Raw genomic sequence first — 26205 nt, 5'->3', positions numbered from 1 at the left:
CACCCCGCCCCGCTCGTTTCGCCGTACCGCGAAACATTAACGTCCGCCCGCCGAACCCGCGCAGCCTCCGTCCATGCGTACCTACCGGGACCTGTTCGCCGCCCCCGAGTTCTCCCCGCTTTTCGCCGCCTGCTCGCTCCAGGTCGCCGCCCAGACCGTCGGCGGCCTCGCCCTCGGCTCGCTCGTCTACACCTCGACGGGCTCGCCGCTGCTGTCCGCGCTCGCCATGTTCGGGCCCGCGCTCGCCCAGGTCGTCGGCGCGCTCACCCTCCTGTCGGCGGCCGACCGGCTGCCGCCGCGCGCGGTCCTCGCCGGACTCTCCCTCTTCCTGGGCCTGGCCACCCTGGTCCAGGCCCTGCCGGGCCTGCCGACCGCCGCCGCGCTCACCCTCGTCCTCCTCGAGGGCGTCCCTTCGGCGCTCGGCGGCGGCGTCCGCTACGGCCTGCTCACCGACATCCTGAACAAGGACGGTTATCTGCTGGGCCGTTCGGTCCTCAACATGAGTGCCGGCATCTTCCAGATCACCGGCTACGCCCTCGGCGGCATCCTGGTCACGGCGCTGTCCCCGCGCGGCACCCTGCTGATCGCCGTCGGCCTGTACGTCCTGTCGGCGGCGGTGGCCCGCACCGGCCTGACCGCCCGCCCGCCCCGGGCCGCGGGCCGCCCCTCCCTCGGTGAGACGATGCGCGGCAACGCCCTGCTGTGGTCCTCGGTCCCGCGCCGCTACGTCTATCTGGCGCTCTGGGTGCCCAACGGCCTGATCGTCGGCTGCGAGGCCCTCTTCGTCCCGTACGACACCGCGCACGCGGGCCTGCTGCTCGCGAGCGCCGCCCTCGGCATGCTGGCCGGCGACATCCTGGCGGGCCGCTTCCTGCCCCCGCGCCGGCGGGCCCGCCTGGGAGCCCCGCTCCGCCTGCTGCTCGCCGTGCCCTACCTGCTGTTCGGCCTGCGCCCGTCGCTGCCCGTTGCCCTGGCCGCGGTGGCCGTCGCCTCCGTCGGCTTCTCGGCGAGCCTGCTCCTCCAGGAACGCCTCGTGGCGCTCACCCCCGACGAACTCAGCGGCCACGCCCTGGGGTTGCACACGGCGGGGATGCTGACGATGCAGGGAGTAGGAGCCCTGGTGGCGGGCACCCTGGCGCAGCTCGCCTCGCCGGCCGCGGCCATGGTGACCCTCGCGGTGCTGTCGGTGGGGGTGACGCTGACCCTGGGACCGGGGCTGCGGGAACCCGTCCCGGCGCGTCCGGTGGCCCGCGCCTGAGCCGTCAGCGCGGGGGCGCCCACTTGTGCCGCTTGAACCAGGCGACCAGCGCGCCCGCCAGGCCCGTGATCGCGATGAACCCCATCGCGATCAGGAACGCCGGGGAGGTGGGGGTGGACGCCCGGGCGCCCGCCACCACATAGGCCGCCGTGTTCGGGATCGAGCCGAGCGCGGTGGCCAGCAGGAACGGGGCCCAGCCCATCCGGGACACCGACGCGCAGTAGTTCGCCGCCCAGAACGGCACCCCGGGGAAGAGCCGGGCCGCCAGCATCGAGCGGAAGCCGTGTCTGCTCAGCTGGCCGTCCGCGGCCTTCAGCCAGCGGCCCCGCAGCAGCGGACGCAGCGCGTCCTGGCCGAGGACCCGGCCCAGGCCGAACGCGACACCGGCGCCGAGGACCGTCCCGCCGATCGCCCCGAGCAGCCCGAGCTGCGAGCCGAACAGCGCCCCCGCGGCCAGATTCAGCAGCGGTCTCGGCACGAACGCCACCGTGCACAGGCCGTACGCGACGGTGAACGCCACGACCGCGAACGCCCCGGTCAACTGGCGCGGCCAGCCGTCCTGGAGGAACCGCTGCGGCTCGAAGAGCAGCACGCATGCGGCGGCCGCCGCCAGCAGCACCATCAGGAGCGACAGCCGTGACCAGGGGGAGAACAGCACCCTGGAGCAGCGCGCTGCGAGCCCGGCGGGACGGGCGGGGACGGTGTCGAGCATCCGGGGAGACTAACCGACGTACACATAAGATCGCCGTAGGTTGTGTCTCACTTATCACGGCTGTTCCCATTTCCTGACAGATCCCGTAGCGCGTGGGGAGAGACCATGCCCGTCACCGCCGCGCTGCCCAGCGCCTACGCCGACACCGTCCTCGCCAGGCTGCCCGTCGTCTACGGGGCCGCCGCCGACCCGGAGCGGGCCGCGCGGATGCGGGCGTACATGAAGGACGTCGCCCCCTTCCTCGGGCTCACCTCACCCGTGCGGCGGGACCTGTCGCGAACGGTGCTGGACGGCACGCCGCGACCCGACGAGACCGACCTCACGGCCCTCGCCCTGCGCTGCTGGACGCTGCCCGAGCGCGAGTACACGTACTTCGCGATCGACTGTCTGCGCCGCCACGTCCGCGCGCTGTCCTCGGGTTTCCTGCCGGTGGCCCGGCAGCTGGTCACGACCGTGCCCTGGTGGGACACCGTCGACCACCTCGCCGTCCACGTCGTGGGCGGGCTCGTCGCCGCCGATCCGAAGCTGACAGCCGCCATGGACGTGTGGATCGAGGACGACGACCTGTGGGTGGCCAGGACCGCCCTGCTCCACCAGCTCCGCTTCAAGACGGCGACGGACACCGAGCGGCTGTTCGCCTACTGCCTGCGCCGGGCCGGGCACCCGGACTTCTTCATCCGCAAGGCGATCGGCTGGGCGCTGCGCGAGTACGCGAAGACGGACCCGGACGCCGTACGGTCCTTCGTCGCCGCCCACCGGGGGGTGCTCGCGCCGCTGTCCGCGCGGGAAGCCCTGAAGAACGTAGGACCGTGAACGTCGGTCCGTGACGGGCTGAGCGACTCCGGTGCCGGGCGCGGAAAATCGTTCGACGCGCGGCGGTCCGTCGGCGAAGATCTGCCTCATGTTCCGGCACGCCTTCCTCGCAGCTCCGTCCGCAGTCGCGGACGCAGCTCAGGCTGCCGTTCTCCTCGCAGCGACTCTCACAGCAGCGGCAGCTGCCGACGGCGCGCGACGCTGACCCTCTCCGGACATTCCGGCGGACCCCGCAGGGGGAGGGTCGGTCCGGCTCAGGGGTCCCCGCCTCCCACAGGAGGCCATCGCTTTTCCTGAAGTTCCCGAAGGGACCACTCAGCCATGCCCAAGACGGCATACGTGCGCACCAAGCCGCACCTGAACATCGGCACCATGGGCCACGTCGACCACGGCAAGACCACCCTGACCGCCGCCATCACCAAGGTCCTCGCCGAGCGCGGCGGGAGCACGTTCGTCCCGTTCGACCGTATCGACAAGGCGCCCGAGGAGGCGCTGCGCGGCATCACCATCAACATCGCGCACGTCGAGTACGAGACCGACACCCGGCACTACGCGCACGTGGACATGCCGGGCCACGCCGACTACGTCAAGAACATGGTCACCGGCGCCGCCCAGCTCGACGGGGCGATCCTCGTCGTCTCCGCGCTCGACGGGATCATGCCGCAGACCGCGGAGCACGTGCTGCTCGCCCGGCAGGTCGGCGTCGACCACATCGTCGTCGCGATCAACAAGGCGGACGCGGGCGACGAGGAGCTGACCGACCTCGTCGAGCTGGAGGTCCGCGAGCTGCTCTCCGCGCACGGCTACGGCGGCGACTCGGTGCCCGTGGTGCGGGTGTCCGGGCTCGGGGCGCTGGAGGGCGACCCGCGCTGGACGGCGTCGATCGAGGCGCTGCTCGACGCCGTGGACACCTACGTCCCGATGCCGGAGCGGTACGTCGACGCGCCGTTCCTGCTGTCGGTCGAGAACGTCATGACCATCAGCGGGCGCGGCACCGTCGTCACCGGCGCCGTCGAGCGCGGACGCGTGCGCGTGGGCGACCGGGTGCGCGTGTACGGGCCGGAGGACTCCCCGAAGGACGCCGAGACCGTCGTCACCGGTGTCGAGACCTTCGGCAAGCCGATGGACGAGGCGCAGGCCGGTGACAACGTCGCGCTGCTGCTGCGCGGAGTGGCCCGCGACGCTGTTCGGCGCGGGCACGTCGTCGCCGAGCCCGGCAGCGTGCGGCCCGCGCGGCGGTTCACGGCGCAGGTGTACGTCCTGTCGGCGGCGGAGGGCGGCCGCCGCACGCCCGTCGCCACCGGCTACCGGCCGCAGTTCTATCTGCGCACCGCGGACGTCGTCGGCGACATCGACCTCGGCGACGTGGCCGTCGCGCGGCCCGGCGACACCGTCACCATGACGGTCGAGCTGGGGCGTGCCGTCCCGCTGGAGTCCGGCCTCGGCTTCGCGATCCGCGAGGGTGGGCGGACCGTCGGCGCGGGCACGGTGACGGCCGTGGAGGACGACGCCTGAGCGCCTGCCGGGCCCGGGACTCCCCTTGAGGGAGTCCCGGGCCCGGCACAATGGGCGGGTGAACGCACCCGACCCCGAGCCGATACCCGTCACCCGCGCCGTCGACCACGGCACGGCCAAGCTGCTGCCCGACGTGGACCGGCGCCGGGCCTGGCTGCTCACGGTGGACGGGGCGCCCCAGTCGTACGTCGATCTCGACGACCCCGCGTACCTGGAGTTCGAGTACGCGCGCCGTCTCGGCCACGTCCTGGACTGCGCCGGCGAGGAGGGGGCACCGCTCGACGTGCTGCACCTGGGCGGCGGCGCCCTGACGCTGCCGCGCTATGTCGCCGCCACCCGGCCCGGTTCCCGGCAGCACGTCGTCGAGGCCGACGGCGGGCTGCGGGCCCTCGTCGCCGAGCAGTTGCCGCTGCCCGACGGGGGAGCGGGCATCGTCGTGCACGGCGGGGACGCGCGGGCCTGGCTTGCGGCGGCGCCCGCGGACAGCGCCGACGTGCTCGTCGCCGACGTCTTCGGCGGCTCCCGGGTACCGGCCCATCTGACCACCGAGGAGTACGCGCACGAGGCGGACCGGGTGCTGCGGCCCGGCGGCACCTACGCGGCGAACCTCGCCGACGGCGCGCCGTTCGCCTTCCTGCGCTCCCAACTGGCCACGTTCTGCGCGGTGTTCACCCATGTCGCGCTGATCGCCGAGCCCGCGGTGCTGCGCGGGCGCCGATTCGGCAACGCCGTGCTCGTCGCCTCCCGGACCGAGTTCGACGTACAGGAGCTGGCCCGCCGCACCGCGCGCGACGCGTTTCCCGCACGGGTCGAGCACGGTGTCGCGCTGCGCAGGTTCGTCGGCGACTCCCGGCCGGTGGCGGACGCCGACGCGGTGCCGTCGCCGGAGCCGCCGGGAGGGTCCTTCAGCGTGGGGTAGCAGGGCTGTAGCAGGGCTACGGGGTGTCGCGCGACGGGGCCGTCACCGGCTCCGTCGCGGTGACCGCCGCCGTGACCGCGCCCGTCACCCCGACCGCGGCCGCGTCGTCCGGGCCGGTCGCCGCCACGGCGCCCGCGATCTCGGTCGACTCCCTGCGCCGCAGGTTCCGTACGTCCGGCACGAAGAGGACCGCCGCCGTCGCGACGACCACCATCGCCGAGCACCCCCACAGCGACGGCGCGAGGCCGAACGCCGACTCGGCCGGCCCGGCCAGCGCCGTGGCCAGCGGGACCATCGCCACCGAGCCGAACCAGTCGTAGGCGGAGACCCGGGACAGCTTCTCCTCCGGAATCTCCTGGTGCAGCGCGGTGATCCAGGAGACGCCGAACACCTCCATCATGATGCCGCTGACGAACATCACGGCCACCAGGGCGGACAGCGGCACCGGCACCGCGAGCGCCGCCGACGGCAGGGCGAGCGAGAACACGGACAGGGTCGCCGCGAACAGCAGCCGCTTCGGCTTCCAGCGCATCATGAGCAGACCGCCGAGGATCGTGCCGGCCCCGAACGCGCCCAGCGCGAAGCCCCACGGCCCGGCCCCGCCCAGCTCGTTGCGCGCCACCAGCGGCCCGAACACCGCCTCGGCGGCGCCGACCACGGCGACGACCACCGAGAACTGGGCGATGATGCCCCACAGCCAGGGCCGCGAGACGACCTCCCGCCAGCCTTCGCGCATGTCGGAGAGCAGCCCGCCGCCCGGCGTGCGCGGCGCTATGTGGCTCACGTCGAGGAAGCAGCGCAGCGCGCCCGCCACCGCGAACGCCGCCGCGTCCACCGCGAGCACCCAGCCGGGCCCGAAGGCGGCGACCAGCGCGCCGCCGAGCGCGGCGCCGCCCACCGCGGCGCCCGACATCGCCATCCGGAACAGGGCGAACGCCCGGCTCGCCTGCTCCGCGGTGACCGACGACATCAGCATGCCCTCGGCCGCCGGGCTGAAGAACGCCTGGCCCATGCCGCCGAGCGCGCTCAGCGCCATCATCTGCCACAACTGCGGCTCGCCCGTGAGGACGAGCAGCGCGAAGGCGCCCTGCGAGAGGAAGCTCAGCGCGTTGGCCGCGACCATGACGTGATGGCGCGGCAGCCGGTCGGCGACGGCGCCGCCGACCAGCAGGAAGATCACCAGGAACAGGGTGCGGGCCGCCGCCACCAGACCCACGTCGCCGCCGCTGCCGCCCGCCTCCAGAACGGCGAACGCCGAGGCGATCAGCGCCCCGTTCGCGCCGAGCGCGGTGATGAACGCAGACCCCGCGAGCAGCGTGTAGTTGCGTCCGGCCCAGACGGGGCGGCGCGCTTGCTTCGGAGGGGTCGGCGATGCGGCGGATGAGGAGGTCACTGGGGGACTATCGCCGCCGCGCGGTCATTTGCCAAACCATTCGCCCCACCAGGCCCCGGAGCGGGGATGGCCAAGCTTGCTACCCGTGGGTAACATGCGGTTCATGAGCGCTGACCAGATGTCCATCGGCGAGATGCTCGCCGCCACGGTGCCGATGGCTCGCACCCTGAACCTCGCATTCCACGAGACCACCCCCGACCAGGCCGTCGTCTCCCTGCCCGACCAGGCCGAGTACCACAACCACGTGGGCGGCCCGCACGCCGGAGCGATGTTCACGCTCGGCGAGTCCGCGAGCGGCGCCATCGTGCTCGCCGCCTTCGGCGACCAGCTCGCACGCGCCGTGCCGCTGGCCGTCAGCGCCGAGATCGCCTACAAGAAGCTGGCGATGGGCCCGGTCACCGCCACGGCGACGCTCGGCCGCCCGGCCGCGGACGTCGTGGCGGAACTGGACGCGGGCGAGCGCCCCGAGTTCCCGGTCACCATCGAGATCCGCCGAGAGGACGGCGCCGTCACCGGCGTGATGACTGTCGTCTGGACCCTGCGCCCCAACGGCTGACCGAAGCGCGAGACCCTGGCGGCTACCGGTAGAACGTGGCGACGCCGCCGTGGTGGGAGCAGGCGCCTTGGTGGTGGGCGGCGTAGGAGTAGGTGCCGTCGTTGCAGAGCGCGGTGGCCCCGTTGCCGGTGGACGAGGACCCGCCCGAGGTGCCGGACGTTCCGCTGCCGCCGCTTCCTCCGGATGTTCCGCTGCCGCCGGCGGGTGCCTTCGCGGTGACGGTGACCTTCACCTTCACGGTCTTCGTCGCCGTGACGGTGGGCGCCGGCTCCGGGCTCGCCGTCTCGGTGGCCGTGGCGGTCGCGGTCGCGGTGACGGTCGCTGTAGGTGTCGGACGGGGCTTGCTCGCCGCGGCGTTGGCGGTGGCGTCGTCCTGGCTCGCTCCGCCGGCGCCGACACCGATGACGAAGGCGATGCCGATCGCGGGGAGCATGAACCGCTTGCGTCCCCACAGCGGGGCCCGGGTCGGCTGCGGCGCCGCGGGCGGCCAGTTTCCGGGCGGCGGCTGGTTGTAGGACATGAGATCCCCCCATGGGATGTGCGGTGACGCATGACGGTATGGGTGGATGGTGCACCCATGAGGGCCCAGTGATGAAGTTGTGATGAAAAGGTGAAGCCTCAACCGACGTGCCGCTTCGCCCGGACCGGTCTCCCCACGGGGGGCCGTCGCCCGAGCAGGTAGGCTTCCCGGCGTGTGCGCCCCAGGGGAGGGCGCGCGCCGGGTACACCGAACTTGCGGGTCTTACGGGAGGCGGCTGCTTTGCACATCCAGGAGTGGCTCGACACGATTCCGGCAGTCGCCATCTACGCTCTCGTGGCGGGCGTCATCGGCCTGGAGAGTCTCGGTATCCCGCTGCCCGGTGAGATCGTGCTCGTCTCCGCCGCCCTGCTGTCCTCGCAGCACGGCGACATCAACCCGATCGTGCTCGGCGCCTGCGCCAGCGCGGGCGCCGTCATCGGCGACTCCATCGGATACGCGATCGGGCGCAAGGGCGGCCGGCCGCTGCTCGCGAAGCTGGGCGCCAAGTTCCCCAAGCACTTCGGGCCCGCTCATGTCGCCACCGCCGAGCGGTCGTTCGAGAAGTGGGGCATGTGGGCCGTCTTCTTCGGCCGGTTCATCGCCCTGCTCCGCATCTTCGCGGGACCGCTCGCGGGCGTCCTGCACATGCCGTACTGGAAGTTCCTCATCGCGAACTTCCTCGGGGGCGTGGTGTGGGCCGGCGGCACGACCGCCGTCATCTACTACGTGGGCGTCGTCGCCGAGGACTGGCTGAAGCGGTTCTCGTACGTGGGCCTCGGCGCGGCCGTGCTCGTCGGGCTCGCGTCGGCGCTCATCGTGAAGCGGCGGGCCGGCAAGGCCGCCGCCGCCCACGAGGCCGCCGAGGCGGAGGCCGCCGTCGTCGCCGAGTGACGGTCCGCGCCCCCGGCGGGCGCCGTCACAGGGCGCGGTGCATCTTCGCCAGCTCCACGTAGTGGGTGCCGTTCAGCGTGACCAGCTCCCGCTCCTCGTCGGTCAGTTCACGCTTCACCTTCGCGGGGACGCCGGCCACCAGGGAGCCGGGCGGGACCACCATGCCCTGCGGGACCAGCGCCTGGGCCGCCACCAGGGAACCTGCGCCGATCACCGCGCCGTTGAGCACCGTCGCGCCCATGCCGATCAGGCAGTCGTCCTCGACGGTGCAGCCGTGCAGCACCGCGTTGTGCCCGACCGAGACGCGCTCGCCGACCGTCACCGGGAACCCCGGGTCGACATGGACCGTGCAGTTGTCCTGGATGTTGCTGTCGGCGCCGAGCACGATCGGCTCGAACTCCGCGCGCAGCACCGCCCCGTACCAGACGCTCGCGCCCGCGCGCAGGGTGACGTCGCCGATCAGCGTGGACATCGGCGCCGCGAACGACTCCTGGTCCAGCTTCGGTGCGTGGTCGCCGAACCCGGTGACGAGTGCCTCGTGGGCCATGCCTGCTCCTCTGAAATCCCGATCGTGGTGTCGCGCCTGAGCGAACCGTACCTGTGGGGTGAAGATCACAGGCCGGTGAGGTGGGGGCGGACGGTACGGGTGAGTAACGTAGCGCCGTGCCGATCAAATGGAACGTGTTCTCGTCCAAGGCCGGTCAGGGCGGCCCGGGCGATCGGGCCGGTCGCGGCGGCCTCGCCCATCGGGCCGTCCAGGCGGGGTGGCGCTGGACGCAGCGCAGGGGCGCGGTCACGTCGGAGCAGACCGGCGGGCACCCGTTCGGCGCGATCGGGCACGGCACCCGGCTCGCCTTCCCGCAGGGCACCCTGTTCGGGGAGCCCTGGATCCGGCTCGGCGCGCACTGCATCATCGGCGAGCAGGTCACGCTGACGGCCGGGATGATGCCCGACCTCGACCTCGGACCCGACCCGATCCTGACCATCGGGGACGGCGTGGTCATCGGCCGCGGCAGCCATGTCATCGCGGACACGACGGTGACCGTCGGGCGGGACGTCTACATGGGCCCGTACGTCTACATCACCTCGACCAATCACTCCTACGACGACCCCGAGCAGCCCATCGGCAAGCAGTGGCCGCGGATGGAGCCGGTGGAGATCGGCCCCGGCTGCTGGATCGGGACCAACGCCGTGATCCTGCCCGGCGCCCGCATCGGACGGAACGTCGTCGTCGCGGCCGGCGCCGTCGTGCGCGGCGACATCCCCGACCACGCGGTGGTGGCGGGGGCGCCCGCCCGGGTCGTGCGCACCTGGGACAAGGAGTCGGGCTGGCAGCCGCCCCTGCGCACGCCCGCGCCCCGGCCGATCCCGGCGGACGTGACCCCGGAGCAACTCCTCGCCCTGGCCGAGCTGGAGGACACCGGCACGGACGCGACCGGCTGACCCGTGCGGGTGATCCGCCGGCCGGTGACGTGCCCGGCGGTGCGGGCGGCGGGTTGTGCGGGTCATGCGAAAGAAGATCAGTTCCGCTGTCGCGGGTGTCGTACTGGCCGGTTCGGCGCTCCTCGCCGGTGCGCCTCCGGCCGCCGCCGGCTGCGGGTACTACGTGACGGACACGGTGAACCTGCGCTCCGGCCCGGGCACCGGCTACTCCTCGTACGGGCTGCTGCGCAAGGACGACCAGGTGGCCGTGCTCGGCAAGAAGGGCCAGTGGAGGAAGGTCACCCCGATGAACGACCCCAAGTCCGGTCTGTCCATCGACGCCAAGGGCTGGGTGCGCGGCGACTATCTGCAGAAGGCGACGTGCATGCAGCTGGACTAGACGGGGTTCCGCAGCGCGCCGGTGGCGGCCGTCGTCACGGCGTCCGCCACCGCGGCGAGCGCGGGGGAGTCCAGCTTCCACTGCTGCCAGTGCAGCGGGACGTCGACCGGGCGGTCCGGGGCCAGCCGCACGAGGCGGCCGGAGCGGAACAGCGGCTCGGCCTGCGCCTCGGGCAGCATGCCCCAGCCCAGGCCCAGCACGACGGACTCGATGAACCCCTCCGACGTGGGCACCGCGTGCCGGACCCCGCTCGCCGCGCCACGGCCCCGGCGCAGCCCCCGCACGAAGGCGTCCTGGAGGTCGTCGCTGCGGTCGAAGGTCAGCACCGGGGCCGTGGTGAGGGCGTCGGCGAGCGGGCCGCCGAGATGCCGCCCGGCGAAGTCGGGGCTCGCCGCCGCCAGATACCGCATCCGGCCCAGAGCCCGCACCGAACAGCCCGTCACCGGCTCGGGCGACGAGGTCACCGCCGCCATCACCCGGCCCTCGCGCAGCAGTTCCGCGGTGTTCGCCTCGTCCTCGCGGTGCAGCTCGAAGCAGACGTACGGGGTCCGGTCGACCCGCTCCAGCGCGCCGAGGAACCAGGTGGCGAGGGAGTCCGCGTTCACCGCCACCGAGACCCGGGTCGGCTCCTCGTCCTCGGTGGTCAGGCCCAGTTCTGCGTACGCGTCCCGTTCCAGGCGGGCGAGCTGACGCGCGTACCGGACGACGACCGCGCCCGACTCGGTGGGCCGCACCGGTTTCGTGCGGACGAGCAGCACCCGGCCCGTGCGCTGCTCCAGGGCCTTGACGCGCTGGCTGACCGCCGACGGCGTCACGTGCAGCGCGGCCGCCGCCGCGTCGAACGTGCCCTCGTCGATCACCGCGAGCAGAGTCCTGACCTGGTCGAGCGGCAGCTCCGGAATCATCACGAGCGCTAATGTTACGTAAGAATCTTTAGCTGTACGCATGGTGATCGCGCCCGTAGCGTCGACGCAATGAACGCCTCACTCGCCGCCGCGCTCGCGGGCTTCGGCACCGGTCTCTCGCTCATCGTCGCCATCGGGGCGCAGAACGCCTTCGTGCTGCGCCAGGGCGTGCGACGCGACGCCGTGCTCGCCGTCGTCGGCATCTGCGCGGTCTCCGACGCGGTGCTCATCGCGCTCGGCGTGGGAGGAGTGGGAGCGCTCGTCGTCGCCTACCCGCAGGCGGTGACGGCCGTCGGCTGGATCGGGGGAGCGTTCCTGCTCGCGTACGGGGCGCTCGCCGCCCGCCGGGTGATCGCCCCGGCCGGCGACGCGCTGCGCGCCGAGGGCGCGGCGAGCGGGTCGCGGCGGCGGGCCGTGCTCACCTGCCTCGCCATGACGTGGCTCAACCCGCACGTCTATCTCGACACCGTGTTCCTGCTCGGGTCGGTGGCGGCCGGCCAGGGCGCGCTGCGCTGGACCTTCGGACTCGGCGCGGTCCTGGCCAGCGTGTGCTGGTTCACCGCGCTCGGCTTCGGCTCCCGGCTGCTCGGCCGCTTCCTGGCGAAGCCCGCCGCCTGGCGGGTCCTCGACGGGCTGGTCGCCGCCACCATGATCGCCATGGGGATCATGCTGATCGCCGGAGGCTGAGACGCTGTTCCCGCGCTCGTCCGGTGCTGCGATAGTGAGTCCCGCACCTGATAGATGTAACGAGCAAGCAGGAAGTACGTGGACACGAGCGAGAGCAGTACCGGCACCGAGTCCGAGCCGCAGGAGCCGGAGACTTCGCAGGGAGCGCAGGCGGCGGACGAGCCACGGCGTGGCTGGCGCCGCTTCGCCATGGACACCCGGCCCCTGCGCGTCCCCGCCTACCGGCGGCTGTGGACCTCGACCATCGTCACGGCCGTGGGCAGTCAGCTCACGGCCGTCGCCGTGCCGAAGCAGATCTACGACATCACCGGTTCCTCGGCATGGGTCGGCGCGGCGAGCCTCGCCGGGCTCGTCCCGCTGATCGTCTTCGCCCTGTGGGGCGGCGCCGTCGCCGACAGCGTGGACCGCCGCAAGCTGCTGCTCATCACCAACTCGGGCATCGCCGTCACCTCCTTGCTGTTCTGGCTCCAGGCCGTCAGCGGGCTCGAGTCCGTCGCCGTACTGATGGTGCTGCTCGCCCTCCAGCAGGCCTTCTGGGGGCTCAACTCCCCGGCGCGCACCGCCTCCATCGCCCGGCTCGTACCCGAGAGCCAGCTCCCCGCCGCCAACGCGCTCGGCTCGACCGTCATGCAGACCGGGCAGGTCGTCGGGCCGCTGCTCGCCGGTGTCCTGATACCCGTCATCGGGCTGCCCGAGCTGTATCTGATCGACGCCGTCGCCCTGTGCGTCACGGTCTGGGCCGTCTACAAGCTGCCCGCGCTGCCGCCGCTCTCCGAGGTCAAGCGCCGCGCCGGGGTGCGCGAGATCGTCGAGGGGTTCCGCTACATCTCCGCGCACAAGGTGCTGCTGCTGTCCTTCCTCGCCGACATCATCGCCATGGTCTTCGGCATGCCGCGCGCCCTGTTCCCGCAGCTCGCCGCCGAGACGTACGGCTCGTACGGGGAAGGGCTCGCGCTCGGGCTGCTGTTCGCCGCGATTCCGATCGGGGCGGTGGCCGGGGGGCTCTTCTCGGGGACGTTCTCCCGGGCCCGGCGGCACGGGTGGATGGTGATCGGCGCGGTGGTCGCGTGGGGTGCGGCGATCGCCGGGTTCGGGCTGAGCGGGAGTCTGTGGCTCGCCGTGGTGTTCCTCGCCGTGGCCGGGGTCGCCGACATGGTGTCGATGGTGTTCCGCGGGGCGATTCTGCTGTCGGCGGCCACTGATGAGATGCGGGGGCGGATGCAGGGGGTGTTCACGGTGGTGGTTGCCGGTGGGCCGCGGCTCGCCGATGTGCTGCACGGGTCGGCCGGGTCGGTGTTCGGGGCGCGGCAGGCTGTCACCGGGGGTGGGCTTCTCGTGGTGGTGGCGATGCTGGGGCTTGCCCTCGCGGTGCCGGCGTTGCGGCGGTACCGGGTCTGAGGCGGGGGCCGTCTGTCCTGCGCGGCTCTCGTCGTGGCTGTTCGCTCAGTTCCCCGCGCCCCTTCTCGGGTCGTCGGTCGGCTGACGGCCGGTGGCCGCTTCTCGCGCCGTTCCCCGCGCCCCTTCTCGGGTTGTCGGTCGGCTGACGGCCGGTGGCCGCTTCTCGCGCAGTTCCCCGCGCCCCCAAGGCATGCGCTTCGCGCGCCTTCCCCTGGAGGTTCCGCTGCGCTCCGCCTCTCCTGGGCGAGCGGAGCTCGCTCCCAGGGGCGCGGGGAACTGCGCGAGAAGCCCCACCGGGCCGCACCCGACAACGAAATCAGCGCGAAGCGCACCCCCCACCGGCCGGCCCCCGACCACGAGAGCGTCGCCCGGGCGACGACGGCCGCAGTACAGTTCGATGAACGCTGAAGTGCAGCACAGCTCACCCATGGACGGAACGTGCCGGATCTCGACCTGCTGACCCAGTCGCTCGCCCGCAACGTCAAACACTGGCGCTCCGAGCGCGGCTTCACTCTGGACGCGCTCGCCGCCCGGGCCGGAGTCAGCCGGGGCATGCTCATCCAGATCGAGCAGGCCCGCACCAACCCGAGCATCGGCACCGTGGTCAAGATCGGCGACGCGCTCGGCATCAGCATCACCACGCTGCTCGACTACGAGCAGGGTCCCAAGGTGCGGATCGTGCCCGCGGAGCAGGCGGTGCGCCTGTGGTCCACGGAGGCCGGCAGCTACCACCGGCTGCTCGCCGGGACCGAGGCGCCGGGCCCCCTGGAGATGTGGGACTGGCTGCTGCAGCCGAACGAGGGCAGCGCGTCCGACCCGCACCCGGACGGCACCATCGAGCTGGTCCACGTCATGGAGGGCGAGCTGACCCTCGTCGTGGACGGCGTCCCGCACCAGGTGCCGGAGGGCGCGAGCGTCACCTTCGAGGCGAACACACCGCACGAGTACCGCAACGACGGCCCCGTACAGACACGGATGATCATGGCTGTCTCGGTGCCGTTCGAACGCTGAGACGCCCGATTCGCGTAGGCGCGGCGGCTGTTAGCGTGCCGCCATGCGCGCACCCATCGGAGATTTCGACCACGTCCGGCCCGCCCCCGAGGCCCTCGACCTGCTCACCCGCCCCGTCGCCGACGCCGTACGGAACTGGCGCGGCACGGTGCCCGCGCAGGACCTGATCCATGTCGACACCGACCCGGAATGGGCCGACACCGCAACGTTCGTCGAGCACTACGGCCCCGAACTGCTCGCACAGTCGGCGAACTGCGTCGTCGTCGCGGGCAAGCGCGGCGGCGAGAGCACCCTCGCGGCCTGCGTCGTCCTGTCCACGACGAAGGTCGACGTGAACGGCGCAGTACGCCGCCAACTCGGCGCCCGCAAAGCCTCGTTCGCCGCGATGGACACCGCCGTCGGTGAGACCGGCATGGAGTACGGCGGCATCACCCCGATCGGCCTGCCCGACACCTGGGCGGTCCTCGTCGACGCGGCCGTCGTCGACCTCCCGTACGTCCTGATCGGCAGCGGCACCCGCCGCGGCAAGCTGATCGTGCCGGGCAAGGCACTCGCCGAACTGCCGGGGGCGGTCGTCCTGGAGGGGCTCGGCATCGGCTGAGCCGCACCTGCGCATGGGGGAGAAGAGGGGGGGCGACACCTCTCCACGGGATCCCCTCGCACCCTCAACTCCCCATGGTCTCCGCGCACATGATCGCCGGGTAGAGTCCGCTCCGGTCGTCGGAACGTCCGCGACCAGCAGATTCCGGCTGCGTCGGCAAGCCCCGCGGACCGGACAGGAGAGGTGCGACCACATGAGTACCAGCGGCATCGTCGACGAAGCCGGCGCAGGGGGGACCGACCCTGCGGACAGGGCGTCGGAGGGCATCGAGGGGGGTGCCTCGGCGGAGCGGCTGCTGCTCTTCACCGACGCGGTGGCCGCGATCTCGATCACCCTGCTGATCCTGCCGCTCGTGGACATGGTCCCGGAGGCCGCGGCCGCCCATGAGAGGCCCAGCGAGGTGATCACCGATCACCTCTCGCAGATCTGGAGCTTCCTGCTCAGCTTCGCGGTCATCGCGAACATCTGGTTCGAGCACCACCGTGCCTTCTCGTCGGTCGCCAAGCTCACCCGCCCCCTGATGGTGTGGAACATGGGGTGGCTGCTCTCCATCGTCGTGCTTCCGCTCCCGACGGAGATGATCAGTTCCTTCGGTGGCCGTGACAGGTTCACGGGGGCGTTCTACTACGCGACCCTGCTGGCCGGTGTGGTGTTCCGCCTTGCGATGCTGCGGATCCTGAAGTCCACCCCGGAACTGCTCGACGGGGACCGGGAAAAGTCCCGGAGCAGGATCGAGAACCTGTACACCGACAGCTGCCTCACGGTCGTCGCGCTGGTCGTCGCGTTCGCCATCGCCCTCGCCTTCCCCGTGCTGCAGTACTACAGTCTGGCGCTGCTCGCCGTCCCGCCGAGGGTGTCCCGGCTCCGGGCGCGACGCGCCGCCCGCTGAGCACCCTTCAGCAAGCGGGGGCCGGCCCCGTGCTCTCCCGGACCACGAGCCGCGTCGGCACCAGGGTCGTCCCCCGCTCGGCCGCGCCCTGCCGCACCTGCCGCAGCGCGCTCTCCACGCACCGCCGGCCGACCTCGCCGAAGTCCTGGTGCACCGTGGTCAGCGGGGGCAGGAACGAGCCGGACTCCGGGATGTCGTCGAAGCCGATGACCGAGACGTCGTCGGGCACCCTTCGGCCACGCTCGTTCAGCGCGCGCAGCAGGCCGAGCGCCATCTGGTCGTTGGCCGCGAACACCGCCGTGCAGTCGGGGTGTCCGGCCAGCTCCAGGCCCGCGCGATACCCCGACTCCGCCGACCAGTCGCCCCGCGCGGGCTCCGGGACCGGGCGGCCCGCTTCCTCAAGTGCCTGGCGCCAGGCGGCTGTTCGGCGCTGTGCGGCGAACGAGTCGGAGGGGCCGGCCAGATGCCAGACGGTCTCGTGGCCCAGGTCGAGCAGATGCCGTACCGCGTCGCGCGTGCCGCCCGCCTGATCGGTGTCCACCACCGCGAAGCGGTCGCCCGCGTCCGAGTCCACGACGACCACCTGCACATGCGGCGGCAGCGTGAGCCGCCCCGAGTCCAGGAGGTGCACCTCCATGATGACGATCACCGCGTCCACGGCCAGCTCGCCGAGCCGGGAGAACGCGCCGTGCACCTCGTCCTGGGTGGGAACCGCGACGGGCATGAGCGTGACCGCGTAACCCTCCTGGGCGGCCGAGGTCGCGATGCCCTCCAGCGTGCGGACGTTGCCCGTCGTCGACAGCGTGAACGTGATGACGCCGATGGTGTGGAACTTGCCGCGCTTGAGCGCGCGCGCCGCGCTGTTGGGCCGGTAGTCCAGCTCCCTCATGGCGGCGAGGACCCGCTCACGGGTCTCCTCGTTCACCCCCGGGAACCCGTTCGAGACACGGGAGACCGTCTGTGAGGAGACCTCCGCGACCCGTGCGACGTCCGCCATCGAGGCGCCTCGTGCGCGCCGCCCGCGGCCGGGGACGGACGCGCCCCCGTTTGTTCCTGTCACCGTGTGCCTCACCCGTCGCCGTGTCCGCTCACCGGCCGCTCGCCGCCCGTTCACCAGCCCGGTCAACGGCCGATGAGCGGCCGACTCTTGACCGTTCTCCGTGGGGCAGTGTAGACATTCCGCCACCGGATGTTTACGTAAACATAACAGCTCGCCAGCCGCTTGCGCGCAGCGATGTTTACGTAAACATCGTCGGTCCGCCCGCGAGGACGCAACTGCGAGGGACGCACGATGACGACGCTTCAACCGTCGGCCGCCGCAGGCCGGCGCCCCGCCCGCTCACCGGCGCGCCGGACGCGCCGCTCGTGGACGGGATGGGGGTTCATCGGCCCCTTCGCCCTCGTCTTCGCGCTGGTCTTCCTCGCGCCCCTCGGGTACTCGGTCTATCTGAGCCTGTTCCGTACACAACTCATCGGCGGCACGCACTTCGTGGGCCTGGACAACTACCAACAGGCCCTTCAGGACGCCCAGTTCTGGGAAGGCGTCACCCGCGTCGGGCTCTTCCTGCTGATCCAGGTGCCGATCATGCTCGGCCTCGCCCTGCTCGTCGCCCTCGCGATCGACAGCGGCCGGCTGTACGGCAAGGACTTCTTCCGGATCACCGTCTTCCTGCCGTACGCGGTGCCCGCGGTCGTCGCCACCCTCATGTGGGGCTTCATGTACGGCACCCGCTACGGCCTGGTCGGCGACCTCGGCGACGCGTTCGGCACGAAGCTGCCCGATCCGCTCTCCGCCGACCTGGTCCTCGCCTCCATCGGCAACATCGTGACCTGGGAGTTCATCGGCTACAACATGCTGATCTTCTACGCGGCGCTGCGGGTCGTCCCGCGCTCGCTGTACGAGGCCGCCGAGATCGACGGCGCGGGGCAACTGCGCGTCATCACGGCGATCAAGCTCCCGGCGATCCGCGGCGCGCTCGTCATCGCCACGATCTTCTCGATCATCGGCAGCTTCCAGCTCTTCAACGAACCCGCGATCCTCCAGAAGCTCGCGCCGAACGCCATCACCACCGACTTCACCCCGAACTACTACACGTACTCGCTGTCCTTCTCCGGCCAGCAGCAGAACTACTCCGCGACGGTCGCCATCGTCATGGGCGTGATCACCATGATCGTCGCCTACGTCGTCCAGCTGCGCGGCATGCGCAAGGGAGCGTGAGCGCGATGACCACCAGCACCCCCGTGCGGCAGCCGGCGCCGAGCCGGTCCGCGGCCCCGCGCCTGCGCACACCCCGCCGCCACATACCGGGCCGCCCCCGGCGCAGCGTCCTGCTGACCGTGCTCACCGGCGTCGTCCTCGTCTACAGCCTGCTGCCGCTGGTATGGCTGCTGATCAGCGCCACCAAGTCGCAGGAGGGGCTCGCCCGCTCGTTCGGCCTGTGGTTCGACAGCGACTTCGACCTGTGGTCCAACATCGGCGACACCCTCACCTACCAGGACGGCGTCTTCGTCCGGTGGCTCCTCAACACCCTGCTGTACGTGGTGGTGGGCGCCGGCGGTGCCACGTTCCTCGCGGTGCTCGGCGGCTACGCGCTCGCCAAGTTCGACTTCCCCGGCAAGAAGGCCGTCTTCGCCGTCGTCATCGGCGCGGTCGCGGTCCCGGCGACGGCCCTCGCCGTCCCCACCTTCCTGCTGTTCAGCAAGATCGGTCTGACGGACACCCCGTGGGCGGTGATCGTCCCGTCGCTGATCTCACCGTTCGGCCTGTACCTGATGTGGGTCTTCGCCAGTGAGGCGATCCCCACCGAGCTGATGGAGGCCGCCCGGATCGACGGCGCGGGCGAGGTGCGCACCTTCTTCCAGGTGGCGCTGCCGCTGCTGGCGCCCGGCACCGTCACCGTGCTGCTCTTCACCACGGTCGCGACCTGGAACAACTACTTCCTGCCGCTGATCATGCTGAAGGACTCCGACTGGTACCCGCTCACCCTCGGCCTCGACTCCTGGAACAAGCAGGCGCAGACGTCCGGCGGCGAGACCGTGACGAACCTCGTCCTCACCGGCTCCCTGCTCACCATCGTTCCGCTGATCGCCGCCTTCCTGCTGCTCCAGAAGTACTGGCAGTCCGGACTCTCCGCCGGAAGCGTCAAGGAGTAGTGCCGGCGGCTGTGTGACAACCCTCTGCTGTGTGACAACCCTCTGTAGAACCACGACGAAGTGGAAGCAACTGTCATGCCCAAGCACACCCGCCGCCTGCTGCGCGGCATAGGTCTCGTCTGTGCCCTCGCCCTCGGGGCGACCGCCTGCGGCGGCTCCGGCGACGACTCCGGCGACCAGAAGGTCGGCGCCTCCGACCTCCAGGCGGCCCTCAAGAAGGGCGGCACCATCACCGTCTGGGCCTGGGACTCCACGGTGAAGAGCGTCGCCGCCGAGTTCGAGAAGAAGTACCCGAAGGTCCATGTCGAGGTGGTCAACGCGGGCACGGGCAACGACCAGTACAAGGCCCTGTCGAACGCGATCTCGGCGAAGAAGGGCGTCCCCGACGTCGCGCAGGTCGAGTACTACGCCATCGGCCAGTACTCCCTGACCAAGGGGCTCACCGACCTCGGCTCGTACGGCGCGGGCAAGCTCAAGGCCGACTACTCGACGGGCCCGTGGAACTCCGTGGCGGACGGCGACAGCGTGTGGGGTCTGCCCATGGACTCGGGCCCCATGGCGCTCTTCTTCAACAAGAAGGTCTTCGACAAGTACAAGATCACCGTCCCGACGACCTGGGACGACTATCTGGAGGCCGCCCGCAAGCTGCACAAGGCCAACCCGAAGATGTACATCACCAGCGACGTCGGCGACGCCGGGATGACCACCAGCCTGCTGTGGCAGGCCGGTTCGCACCCGTACAAGGTCGACGGCACGAACGTCGGCATCGACTTCACCGACGCGGCGGCCACCAAGTACACCGACGTCTGGCAGAAGCTCATCGACGAGAAGCTCGTCGCGCCCGTCACCGGCTGGACCGACGACTGGTACAAGGGCCTCGGCGACGGCACCATCGCCACGCTGCCCATCGGCGCCTGGATGCCCAACAACTTCGTCACCGGCGTGAAGCAGGCCTCCGGCGACTGGCGCGTGGCCGCGCTGCCCCAGTGGGCCGCGGGTGAGCACTCCAGTGCCGAGAACGGCGGCAGCTCGCTGGCCGTGCCCGACCTCGGCAAGCACGACAACAAGGCGCTCGCCTACGCCTTCACGAAGTACATCGCCGCCGGTGCCGGGGTGCAGACCCGGATCGACGAGGGCGCGTTCCCCGCGACCGTGAAGGACCTGAACTCCAAGGAGTTCCAGGACACGAAGTTCGACTACTTCGGCGGCCAGCAGGCCAACAAGATCTTCGCCGAGTCCGCGAAGAACGTCCCCGCCGGCTGGTCCTACCTGCCCTACCAGGTCTACGCCAACTCGATCTTCAACGACACCGTCGGCAAGGCCTACGTCTCCGGCACCAAGCTGACCGACGGTCTGAAGTCGTGGCAGGACGCGTCGGTCAAGTACGGCAAGGACCAGGGCTTCACCGTCAAGTAGCCGTCCGCGCAGCCCAGTTCACCCCGCCCCGCACCATCGGAAGGAACCCATGACCGCCCCCACTCCCTCCCGCTTCCCCTACGCGAAGGGCTCCGACGGCACCCGTCGCCTCGGCTACGGCGCCGACTACAACCCCGAGCAGTGGCCGCGGGAGGTGTGGGAGGAGGACGTCCGGCTGATGCGCGAGGCCGGGGTGAACATCGTCTCGCTCGCGATCTTCTCCTGGGCCCGGCTCCAGCCCACCGCCGACACCTGGGACTTCGGCTGGCTGGACGAGATCATGGACCTGCTGCACGCCCACGGCGTCGGCGTCGACCTGGCCACCGCCACCGCGTCGCCGCCGCCGTGGCTGACCACCGCGCACCCGGAGATCCTCCCGGTCACCGCGACCGGCGAGACCCTGTGGCCGGGTGCCCGCCAGCACTGGCGGCCCACCTCGCCCGTCTTCCGCGAGCACGCGCTGCGCCTCGTACGGGAGATCGCCACGCGGTACGCCGACCACCCGGCCCTCGTCGCCTGGCACGTCAACAACGAGCTGGGCTGCCACAACGTGTACGACTACTCCGACGACGCCGCCCACGCCTTCCGCACCTGGCTGCGCCGCCGCTACACCACCGTGGACGCCCTCAACGACGCCTGGGGGACGGCGTTCTGGTCGCAGCGCTACAGCGACTGGGAGCAGATCCTGCCCCCGCGCCTGGCCGCCTCGCACCCCAACCCCACCCAGCAGCTCGACTTCAAGCGGTTCTCCTCGGACGCGCTCAAGGACCACCTGATCGCCGAGCGGGAACTGCTGCGCGACCTCACCCCCGGCATCCCCGTCACCACGAACTTCATGGTCATGGGCGGCACCAAGGGCATGGACTACGCGGACTGGGCGGGCGAGGTGGACTTCGTCGCCAACGACCACTACGTCATCCCCGGCCCGCGCGACCGCGACGAACTGTCCTTCTCGGCCAACCTGACGAGCGGCATCTCGGGACACCGCCCGTGGTTCCTGATGGAGCACTCCACCAGCGCCGTCAACTGGCAGCCCGTCAATCTGCCCAAGCAGCCGGGCGAGTTGGCCCGTGACTCGCTGCTGCACGTGGCGCACGGCGCCGACGCCGTCTGCTTCTTCCAGTGGCGCCAGTCGAAGGCGGGCGCCGAGAAGTACCACTCGGCGATGGTGCCCCACGCGGGGGAGGACAGTGAACTCTTCCGGTCCGTCGTCGCCCTCGGCGACACCCTGGAGCGGCTCGCGCCGATCGCGGGCAGCGAGCGCGAACCCGCCCGCGTGGCCGTCCTGTTCGACTGGGACTCGTGGTGGGCCGGTGAGCTGGACTCCCACCCCACCTCGCGCCTCGACTACCACCGCGAGGCCCTCGACTGGTACACGGCGCTGCTCGGCCTCGGCATCCGCGCCGACATCGTCCCCGCGCACGGCACCGACCTGTCCGGCTACGACGTCGTCGTCGCGCCCGTCCTGCACGTCGTGCCGCAGCCGCTCGCCAAGGAACTCACCCGGTACGCCGAGAACGGCGGCCACCTCGTGACGACGTACTTCTCCGCGATCGTCGACGAGAACGACCACATCCACCTCGGCGGCTACCCGGGCGCCCTGCGCGACCTGCTCGGCATCCGCATCGAGGAGTTCGGACCGCTGCTCGACGACGACACCGTCGGCCTGGACAACGGCACCACCGGCAGCCTGTGGACCGACCGGATCGACGTCGATGGACAGGACGTCGAGATCCTCGCCCGCTACCGCACCGGCCCCTACGCCTCCCGTCCGGCCGTCACCCGCCGCCCGACGGGCGAAGGGTCGGCCGCGTACGTCTCCACCCGCCTGGGGGCCGAGGGCCTGACCGCCCTGCTCCCCGCGCTGCTCGCGCCCGCCGGGGTGAGCAGCGAACTCCCCGCCGAGGCAAGGGGATCGGTGGAGCACGTCGTCCGGCGTGACGCGACGTACCGGTACGTGTTCCTGGTCAACCGGAGCGACGCGCCGGTGACGGTGCCCGGCGCGACCGGCGAGGTGCTCGTCGGCCCCGCGCCCACGGACACCGGGATCGTGCTGCCGCCCCGCGAGGTCGCGGTCCTGCGCCGGCCGGCCGGCTGAGGCACCGGACGCAGGGGGCGAGGCTCGCTCGTCCCCTGCGTCACAGATGCTGCGCCCGGCGCTCCTTGAGCAGCAGCCACGCCAGGTACAGGCCGCCCCCGACGCCGGTGACGACGCCCACCGGCATCAGCGCCGATCCCGTCACCCGCTGCGTGAGCAGATCCGCGGCCGCCACCAGCAGGGCGCCCAGCCAGGCGGCGGGCAGCACGTTCGGGCCCGCGGTCCGGGTCACCCGGCGGGCCAGCTGCGGCGCGGCCATCGCGACGAACGGGATCGGGCCCGCGGCGGCCACCGCCATCGCGGTCAGGCCCGTGCCCGCGCAGAGCAGCACCAGCCGGCTGCGCTCCGGCGAGACGCCGAGCGCGCCCGCGGTGTCGTCGCCCATCTCCAGGACCGACAGCCGGCGCGCGTACACCAGGACCAGCGGGACCAGGGCGACGAGGCCGAGCCCGGCGATCCGGACCTCCGGCCAGCCGCGGTCGTTGAGCGAACCGATCATCCAGCTCGCGGCCTGCGCCGCCTTGCCGATGTCGGCGCGCACGTACAGGAAACTGGTCGCCGCGCCGAGCACGGCGGACGCGCCGATGCCGACGAGCACCAGGCGGTAGCCGTGCACCCCGCGCCGCCAGGCGAGGACGTACACGGCGGCGGCGGTCGCGAAACCGCCGACGACGGCGCCGAGGGCGGTCTGCGGAGCGCCCGCGTTCAGGAAGATGATCGCGACGAGCGCGCCCGCCGACGCGCCGTTGCCGAACCCGATGATGTCCGGGCTGCCCAGCGGATTGCGGGTCAGCGACTGGAACACCGCGCCCGCCATGCCCATCCCGAAGCCGACGAGCAGCGCCACGAGCACCCGCGGCAACCGCAGGTCGAGGACGATGAACTCGGCGCCGGGCGGCCCGTTCCCGGCGAAGGTGCGCAGCACCTCCAGGGGTGAGAGCGCGTACGAACCCGTGCCGACGGACAGGACCGTCACCACCGCGCCGAGCACGAGCATCGCCAGACAGACGACGACGGCCCGCGGATCGAAGCGCAGCGAGAACCGGCCGGCCCGGAGCCTGCCCCGGCGCAACTCGGCCCGTGCGCGCGGGTTTTCGGTCAGCACCCGGGTCACAGCTGGGCCACCTTCCGCTGCCGGACCAGATGGATGAAGAGCAGACCGCCGAGGAACGACGTGACGATGTCCACCTCGATCTCGGACGGGGACACGACGACGCGTCCGACGACGTCCGAGACGAGCAGCAGCGCCGGGGCGAACAGGGCGCAGCACGGCAGCAGCCTGCGCGGGTCGGGGCCGCTGAACGCGCGGACGGCGTGCGGGATCATCAGGCCGATGAAGCCGATCGGTCCGCACACGGCGGTCGCGGCGCCGCACAGCAGCGTGATCGCGACGATCGACAGGATCCGGGTGCGGCGGATCGAGGTGCCGAGCGCGCGGGCGTGGTCCTCGCCGAGGGCGAGCGCGCCGAGCGGCCGGGCCAGCGCGAACGTCAGCAGCGCGCCCGCGATCAGCAGCGGCAGGACGGTGACCAGGAGGTCCGGGTCCCGTTTGGCGAGCGTGCCGACCGACCAGTGGCGCATCGAGTCGAGCGTGCTGAGATCCCACTGCTGGAGGCCGTTGACGTAGCCGAACAGGGCCGCGTTGATGGCAGTGCCGGCCAGCGCGAGCCGCACGGGGGTGGCCGAGCGGGCGCCGCCCAGCGCGTTCACGGCCGTGGCGGCCACCGCCGCGCCCGCGAGCGCGAACCACAGGTAGCCCGTGAACGACGTGATCCCGAGCACGCCGATCGCGGTGACGACGGCGGCCGACGCGCCCGCGTTCACCCCGAGCAGCCCGGGATCGGCCAGCGGGTTGCGGGTCAGCGTCTGCATCACGCCGCCCGCGAGACCGAGGGCCGCGCCGACCGCGACCCCGATGAGCGTCCGCGGCAGCCGCAGCTCCCGGACGATGTTGTCGTCCCTCGACCCCGACGGCGAGAACAGCGCCGACCAGACGTCACTCGGCGAAATGTGCTCGGTGCCCACCGACAGGGACAGCGCCACTGCCCCTGCCAGCAGCGCCAGGCCGAGCGCGAGTCCGGCGGCGAGTGGGGGGCGGGCGCGGCCGGTGGCCGGGAGTCGCTGTGTTCCTCCGGGGTGGAGGCGAGTACCGGTGAGCATGTGGTTAGCTTAGGCTAGCCTTACCTCATCTGCTAACAATTACGTTGACAAAATCCGGGCCGCTCCAGGGTGCCCGGGAACGCCCGAGGGCGGTCGACGGGAAGGGGAGTCATGAGCGTCCAGTTCGCCGAGTCCACGGACCCGCCCGCCGCCCTGCCGGACCACCGGCCGGTCCGGATCACCGGGCCGCGGATCGCGAAGCTCGCGGCGGTCGTGGCCGACGCGGACCCGGCGCGACGAGCGCCGCTCGTCGAGGAGTTCTGGCAGGAGGCGGCCCGGCGCGGCACCCCGCTCGTCGAGGAGATCGAGGGCGAGCCCGACCACCGGGCGGTCACCTTCCTGTGGCGCGGGCACCGCGCCACCCGGCAGGTGCTGCTCATGGCGAACCGGCTCGTCGACCGCGAACGCCTGGCGGGTTCGCTCATGGAGCGGATACCCGGGACCGACGTCTGGCACCTCGGGCTGCGGCTGCGCGCCGACCATCGCGGCTCGTACCGTCTCGCCGCCGACGTCTCGGCCAAGGAGCCGCCCGCCGATCCGGACATCCTCCAGGAGCGGCTGCGCTCACTGGCCGCCCACGCCGCCGGAGACCCGCTCAACTCCTCCTCCCAGTCAACGCGTTGGGGTGCGACGGACGGTTCCGTCTTCGCGCTGCCGCAGGCACCCGCCGAGGCGTGGGCCCCGGACGGGCGCGCCGCCACCGTGCCGGCCGGCCGGGTCGAACGGCATCGCGCGCCCGCCGCCGCGCTCGGCGGGTTCCGCGACGTATGGGTCTACGTCCCACCCGGCCCGGTCCCGGCCGGCGCGCGGCTGCCCACGCTCGTCCTCTGCGACGGCGACATGTGGTTCGGCCGCGTGGGCCTGCACCGCACCCTCGATCTGCTCATCGCCGACGGTCGCCTCCCGCCGCTCGTGGTCCTCGCGCCGGACGCCGTCGACCGGCACACCCGCAACCGTGAACTCGGCGCCCGGGACGCCTTCGTGACGTATCTCGCCGACGAACTGCTGCCCTGGGCGGCCGACCGCTGGCCCCTCGCCGCCGAGGACCCCGCCCGCACCGTCGTCGCCGGACAGAGCCTCGGCGGCATGGCCGCACTGCACGCCGGCTATCTGCGCCCCGACTGCTTCGGCCACGTCGTCGCCCAGTCGCCGTCGCTGTGGTGGCGGCCCGACCTGCCGCCCGGTGTGCGGCAACCCGTCCTCGGCGTGCCCTGGCTCGTCGGCCGGTACGCGGTCGCCGCCCCGCGCCCGATCACCGTGCACCTCGACGCGGGACTGCACGAGGGCGCCATGGTCGACCACTGCCGCGCCCTCTACGACACCCTGCACTCGGCCCGCTACCAGGTCACCCGCAGCGAGTTCAACGGCGGCCACGACTACGCCTGCTGGCACGTCGCCCTGGCCGACGCGCTGATCCGCCTGCTGGGCCCCGCGTCCTCCTAGACCGGGCCGACCCGAACTCCTCTCCCACGCAGCACCAGGTCAACT

General features: G+C 72.0%; 26 protein-coding genes. 18 read left to right on the top strand and 8 right to left on the bottom strand.

Annotated features, from left to right (window positions below):
* Window positions 1-73: 73 nt before the first annotated feature.
* Window positions 74-1258, top strand: coding sequence for an MFS transporter (locus ACFVDP_RS14160; protein ID WP_383488381.1), 1185 nt, complete (start codon window positions 74-76; stop codon window positions 1256-1258).
* Window positions 1259-1262: 4 nt separating this feature from the next.
* On the opposite strand, the gene ACFVDP_RS14155 is transcribed toward ACFVDP_RS14160, so the two are convergent.
* The gene (locus ACFVDP_RS14155) at window positions 1263-1970 is read right to left on the bottom strand and encodes a TVP38/TMEM64 family protein (protein WP_383488379.1); all 708 of its coding nucleotides are present in this window, start codon (window positions 1968-1970) and stop codon (window positions 1263-1265) included.
* 105 nt (window positions 1971-2075) lie between these two features.
* Between ACFVDP_RS14155 and ACFVDP_RS14150 the strand changes: the two genes are divergently transcribed.
* The 3 genes from ACFVDP_RS14150 (at window position 2076) to ACFVDP_RS14140 (ending at window position 5217) form a co-directional block, all read left to right on the top strand.
* On the top strand, window positions 2076-2783 hold the full coding sequence (locus ACFVDP_RS14150; RefSeq protein WP_383488376.1) for a DNA alkylation repair protein: 708 nt from the start codon (window positions 2076-2078) through the stop codon (window positions 2781-2783).
* Window positions 2784-3104: 321 nt separating this feature from the next.
* Window positions 3105-4298: an elongation factor Tu gene (gene tuf / locus ACFVDP_RS14145; RefSeq protein WP_383488373.1), complete on the top strand. Its 1194-nt coding sequence runs from the start codon at window positions 3105-3107 to the stop codon at window positions 4296-4298.
* 58 nt (window positions 4299-4356) lie between these two features.
* Window positions 4357-5217, top strand: coding sequence for a spermidine synthase (locus ACFVDP_RS14140; RefSeq protein ID WP_383488370.1), 861 nt, complete (start codon window positions 4357-4359; stop codon window positions 5215-5217).
* A 16-nt stretch (window positions 5218-5233) separates the two neighbouring features.
* Here the strand turns inward: ACFVDP_RS14140 and ACFVDP_RS14135 are convergent, their stop codons facing one another.
* Complete coding sequence (locus ACFVDP_RS14135) at window positions 5234-6610, bottom strand: MFS transporter (RefSeq protein WP_383488367.1); 1377 nt, start codon at window positions 6608-6610, stop codon at window positions 5234-5236.
* A 118-nt stretch (window positions 6611-6728) separates the two neighbouring features.
* On the opposite strand from ACFVDP_RS14135, the gene ACFVDP_RS14130 reads away from it, so the two are divergent.
* Complete coding sequence (locus tag ACFVDP_RS14130; protein ID WP_383488581.1) at window positions 6729-7166, top strand: DUF4442 domain-containing protein; 438 nt, start codon at window positions 6729-6731, stop codon at window positions 7164-7166.
* Window positions 7167-7188: 22 nt separating this feature from the next.
* Here ACFVDP_RS14130 and ACFVDP_RS14125 read toward each other — a convergent pair whose 3' ends face one another.
* The gene (locus ACFVDP_RS14125; protein ID WP_383488364.1) at window positions 7189-7686 is read right to left on the bottom strand and encodes a DUF3761 domain-containing protein; all 498 of its coding nucleotides are present in this window, start codon (window positions 7684-7686) and stop codon (window positions 7189-7191) included.
* Window positions 7687-7926: 240 nt separating this feature from the next.
* Here ACFVDP_RS14125 and ACFVDP_RS14120 point away from each other — a divergent pair, with 240 nt between their 5' ends.
* The gene (locus ACFVDP_RS14120; protein WP_383488362.1) at window positions 7927-8577 is read left to right on the top strand and encodes a DedA family protein; all 651 of its coding nucleotides are present in this window, start codon (window positions 7927-7929) and stop codon (window positions 8575-8577) included.
* 25 nt (window positions 8578-8602) lie between these two features.
* Here ACFVDP_RS14120 and ACFVDP_RS14115 read toward each other — a convergent pair whose 3' ends face one another.
* Complete coding sequence (locus tag ACFVDP_RS14115; protein WP_383488359.1) at window positions 8603-9124, bottom strand: gamma carbonic anhydrase family protein; 522 nt, start codon at window positions 9122-9124, stop codon at window positions 8603-8605.
* 134 nt (window positions 9125-9258) lie between these two features.
* Between ACFVDP_RS14115 and ACFVDP_RS14110 the strand changes: the two genes are divergently transcribed.
* Together ACFVDP_RS14110 and ACFVDP_RS14105 are read left to right on the top strand one after the other, a co-directional pair.
* Window positions 9259-10020, top strand: coding sequence for an acyltransferase (locus ACFVDP_RS14110; protein ID WP_383488578.1), 762 nt, complete (start codon window positions 9259-9261; stop codon window positions 10018-10020).
* Between the two features lie 64 nt (window positions 10021-10084).
* Window positions 10085-10399 carry an SH3 domain-containing protein gene (locus tag ACFVDP_RS14105; protein WP_383488356.1) on the top strand — a complete coding sequence of 105 codons (315 nt, stop codon included), beginning with the start codon at window positions 10085-10087 and terminating at the stop codon, window positions 10397-10399.
* Here ACFVDP_RS14105 and ACFVDP_RS14100 read toward each other — a convergent pair.
* Entirely contained in the window at window positions 10396-11304 is a 909-nt protein-coding gene (locus ACFVDP_RS14100) for a LysR family transcriptional regulator ArgP (protein ID WP_383488575.1), read from the bottom strand. The genes ACFVDP_RS14105 and ACFVDP_RS14100 overlap by 4 nt on opposite strands.
* Window positions 11305-11373: 69 nt before the next feature.
* Here ACFVDP_RS14100 and ACFVDP_RS14095 point away from each other — a divergent pair, with 69 nt between their 5' ends.
* The 5 genes from ACFVDP_RS14095 (at window position 11374) to ACFVDP_RS14075 (ending at window position 15890) form a co-directional block, all read left to right on the top strand.
* Entirely contained in the window at window positions 11374-11991 is a 618-nt protein-coding gene (locus ACFVDP_RS14095; RefSeq protein WP_383488353.1) for a LysE/ArgO family amino acid transporter, read from the top strand.
* A gap of 78 nt (window positions 11992-12069) precedes the next feature.
* Complete coding sequence (locus ACFVDP_RS14090) at window positions 12070-13389, top strand: MFS transporter (RefSeq protein WP_383488351.1); 1320 nt, start codon at window positions 12070-12072, stop codon at window positions 13387-13389.
* 438 nt (window positions 13390-13827) lie between these two features.
* Window positions 13828-14400, top strand: a complete 573-nt coding sequence (locus tag ACFVDP_RS14085; RefSeq protein WP_383488348.1) for a helix-turn-helix domain-containing protein — start codon at window positions 13828-13830, stop codon at window positions 14398-14400.
* 43 nt (window positions 14401-14443) lie between these two features.
* Window positions 14444-15001, top strand: coding sequence for a YbaK/EbsC family protein (locus tag ACFVDP_RS14080; RefSeq protein ID WP_383488345.1), 558 nt, complete (start codon window positions 14444-14446; stop codon window positions 14999-15001).
* Between the two features lie 193 nt (window positions 15002-15194).
* Window positions 15195-15890 carry a TMEM175 family protein gene (locus ACFVDP_RS14075; RefSeq protein ID WP_383488343.1) on the top strand — a complete coding sequence of 232 codons (696 nt, stop codon included), beginning with the start codon at window positions 15195-15197 and terminating at the stop codon, window positions 15888-15890.
* A 7-nt stretch (window positions 15891-15897) separates the two neighbouring features.
* Here the strand turns inward: ACFVDP_RS14075 and ACFVDP_RS14070 are convergent, their stop codons facing one another.
* Complete coding sequence (locus tag ACFVDP_RS14070; protein WP_383488340.1) at window positions 15898-16887, bottom strand: LacI family DNA-binding transcriptional regulator; 990 nt, start codon at window positions 16885-16887, stop codon at window positions 15898-15900.
* Window positions 16888-17181: 294 nt separating this feature from the next.
* On the opposite strand from ACFVDP_RS14070, the gene ACFVDP_RS14065 reads away from it, so the two are divergent.
* From ACFVDP_RS14065 to ACFVDP_RS14050, 4 genes are all read left to right on the top strand, one after another.
* Window positions 17182-18108, top strand: coding sequence for a carbohydrate ABC transporter permease (locus tag ACFVDP_RS14065; protein ID WP_383488337.1), 927 nt, complete (start codon window positions 17182-17184; stop codon window positions 18106-18108).
* 5 nt (window positions 18109-18113) lie between these two features.
* Window positions 18114-19043 (top strand): carbohydrate ABC transporter permease, encoded by a 930-nt coding sequence (locus ACFVDP_RS14060; RefSeq protein ID WP_383488334.1) that lies wholly within the window; start codon window positions 18114-18116, stop codon window positions 19041-19043.
* Between the two features lie 75 nt (window positions 19044-19118).
* Window positions 19119-20459, top strand: a complete 1341-nt coding sequence (locus ACFVDP_RS14055) for an ABC transporter substrate-binding protein (RefSeq protein ID WP_383488332.1) — start codon at window positions 19119-19121, stop codon at window positions 20457-20459.
* Between the two features lie 49 nt (window positions 20460-20508).
* Window positions 20509-22557, top strand: a complete 2049-nt coding sequence (locus tag ACFVDP_RS14050; RefSeq protein ID WP_383488329.1) for a beta-galactosidase — start codon at window positions 20509-20511, stop codon at window positions 22555-22557.
* Window positions 22558-22597: 40 nt separating this feature from the next.
* On the opposite strand, the gene ACFVDP_RS14045 is transcribed toward ACFVDP_RS14050, so the two are convergent.
* Both ACFVDP_RS14045 and ACFVDP_RS14040 read right to left on the bottom strand, forming a co-directional pair.
* Complete coding sequence (locus ACFVDP_RS14045; RefSeq protein WP_383488326.1) at window positions 22598-23671, bottom strand: FecCD family ABC transporter permease; 1074 nt, start codon at window positions 23669-23671, stop codon at window positions 22598-22600.
* Window positions 23668-24717 carry a FecCD family ABC transporter permease gene (locus tag ACFVDP_RS14040; RefSeq protein WP_383488323.1) on the bottom strand — a complete coding sequence of 350 codons (1050 nt, stop codon included), beginning with the start codon at window positions 24715-24717 and terminating at the stop codon, window positions 23668-23670. The genes ACFVDP_RS14045 and ACFVDP_RS14040 overlap by 4 nt, the downstream gene beginning before the upstream one ends.
* 111 nt (window positions 24718-24828) lie before the next feature.
* Between ACFVDP_RS14040 and fes the strand changes: the two genes are divergently transcribed.
* Window positions 24829-26160: an enterochelin esterase gene (fes, locus tag ACFVDP_RS14035; RefSeq protein ID WP_383488320.1), complete on the top strand. Its 1332-nt coding sequence runs from the start codon at window positions 24829-24831 to the stop codon at window positions 26158-26160.
* The last annotated feature ends 45 nt before the right edge of the window (window positions 26161-26205 follow it).

This window comes from Streptomyces sp. NPDC057694 (assembly GCF_042799415.1).
Taxonomy (GTDB): Bacteria; Actinomycetota; Actinomycetes; order Streptomycetales; family Streptomycetaceae; genus Streptomyces.
Note: the sequence above shows the minus strand (reverse complement) of the source record. Positions and strands in the feature narration are given on the sequence as shown.

Coding starts and splice junctions, on each gene's coding strand:
- ACFVDP_RS14160 (WP_383488381.1), top strand. CDS start 74: ATGCGTACCTACCGGGACCTGTTCGCCGCCCCCGAGTTCTCCCCGCTT.
- ACFVDP_RS14155 (WP_383488379.1), bottom strand. CDS start 1,970: ATGCTCGACACCGTCCCCGCCCGTCCCGCCGGGCTCGCAGCGCGCTGC.
- ACFVDP_RS14150 (WP_383488376.1), top strand. CDS start 2,076: ATGCCCGTCACCGCCGCGCTGCCCAGCGCCTACGCCGACACCGTCCTC.
- tuf (WP_383488373.1), top strand. CDS start 3,105: ATGCCCAAGACGGCATACGTGCGCACCAAGCCGCACCTGAACATCGGC.
- ACFVDP_RS14130 (WP_383488581.1), top strand. CDS start 6,729: ATGTCCATCGGCGAGATGCTCGCCGCCACGGTGCCGATGGCTCGCACC.
- ACFVDP_RS14125 (WP_383488364.1), bottom strand. CDS start 7,686: ATGTCCTACAACCAGCCGCCGCCCGGAAACTGGCCGCCCGCGGCGCCG.
- ACFVDP_RS14115 (WP_383488359.1), bottom strand. CDS start 9,124: ATGGCCCACGAGGCACTCGTCACCGGGTTCGGCGACCACGCACCGAAG.
- ACFVDP_RS14105 (WP_383488356.1), top strand. CDS start 10,085: ATGCGAAAGAAGATCAGTTCCGCTGTCGCGGGTGTCGTACTGGCCGGT.
- ACFVDP_RS14100 (WP_383488575.1), bottom strand. CDS start 11,304: ATGATTCCGGAGCTGCCGCTCGACCAGGTCAGGACTCTGCTCGCGGTG.
- ACFVDP_RS14095 (WP_383488353.1), top strand. CDS start 11,374: ATGAACGCCTCACTCGCCGCCGCGCTCGCGGGCTTCGGCACCGGTCTC.
- ACFVDP_RS14080 (WP_383488345.1), top strand. CDS start 14,444: ATGCGCGCACCCATCGGAGATTTCGACCACGTCCGGCCCGCCCCCGAG.
- ACFVDP_RS14075 (WP_383488343.1), top strand. CDS start 15,195: ATGAGTACCAGCGGCATCGTCGACGAAGCCGGCGCAGGGGGGACCGAC.
- ACFVDP_RS14070 (WP_383488340.1), bottom strand. CDS start 16,887: ATGGCGGACGTCGCACGGGTCGCGGAGGTCTCCTCACAGACGGTCTCC.
- ACFVDP_RS14065 (WP_383488337.1), top strand. CDS start 17,182: ATGACGACGCTTCAACCGTCGGCCGCCGCAGGCCGGCGCCCCGCCCGC.
- ACFVDP_RS14060 (WP_383488334.1), top strand. CDS start 18,114: ATGACCACCAGCACCCCCGTGCGGCAGCCGGCGCCGAGCCGGTCCGCG.
- ACFVDP_RS14055 (WP_383488332.1), top strand. CDS start 19,119: ATGCCCAAGCACACCCGCCGCCTGCTGCGCGGCATAGGTCTCGTCTGT.
- ACFVDP_RS14050 (WP_383488329.1), top strand. CDS start 20,509: ATGACCGCCCCCACTCCCTCCCGCTTCCCCTACGCGAAGGGCTCCGAC.
- ACFVDP_RS14040 (WP_383488323.1), bottom strand. CDS start 24,717: ATGCTCACCGGTACTCGCCTCCACCCCGGAGGAACACAGCGACTCCCG.
- fes (WP_383488320.1), top strand. CDS start 24,829: ATGAGCGTCCAGTTCGCCGAGTCCACGGACCCGCCCGCCGCCCTGCCG.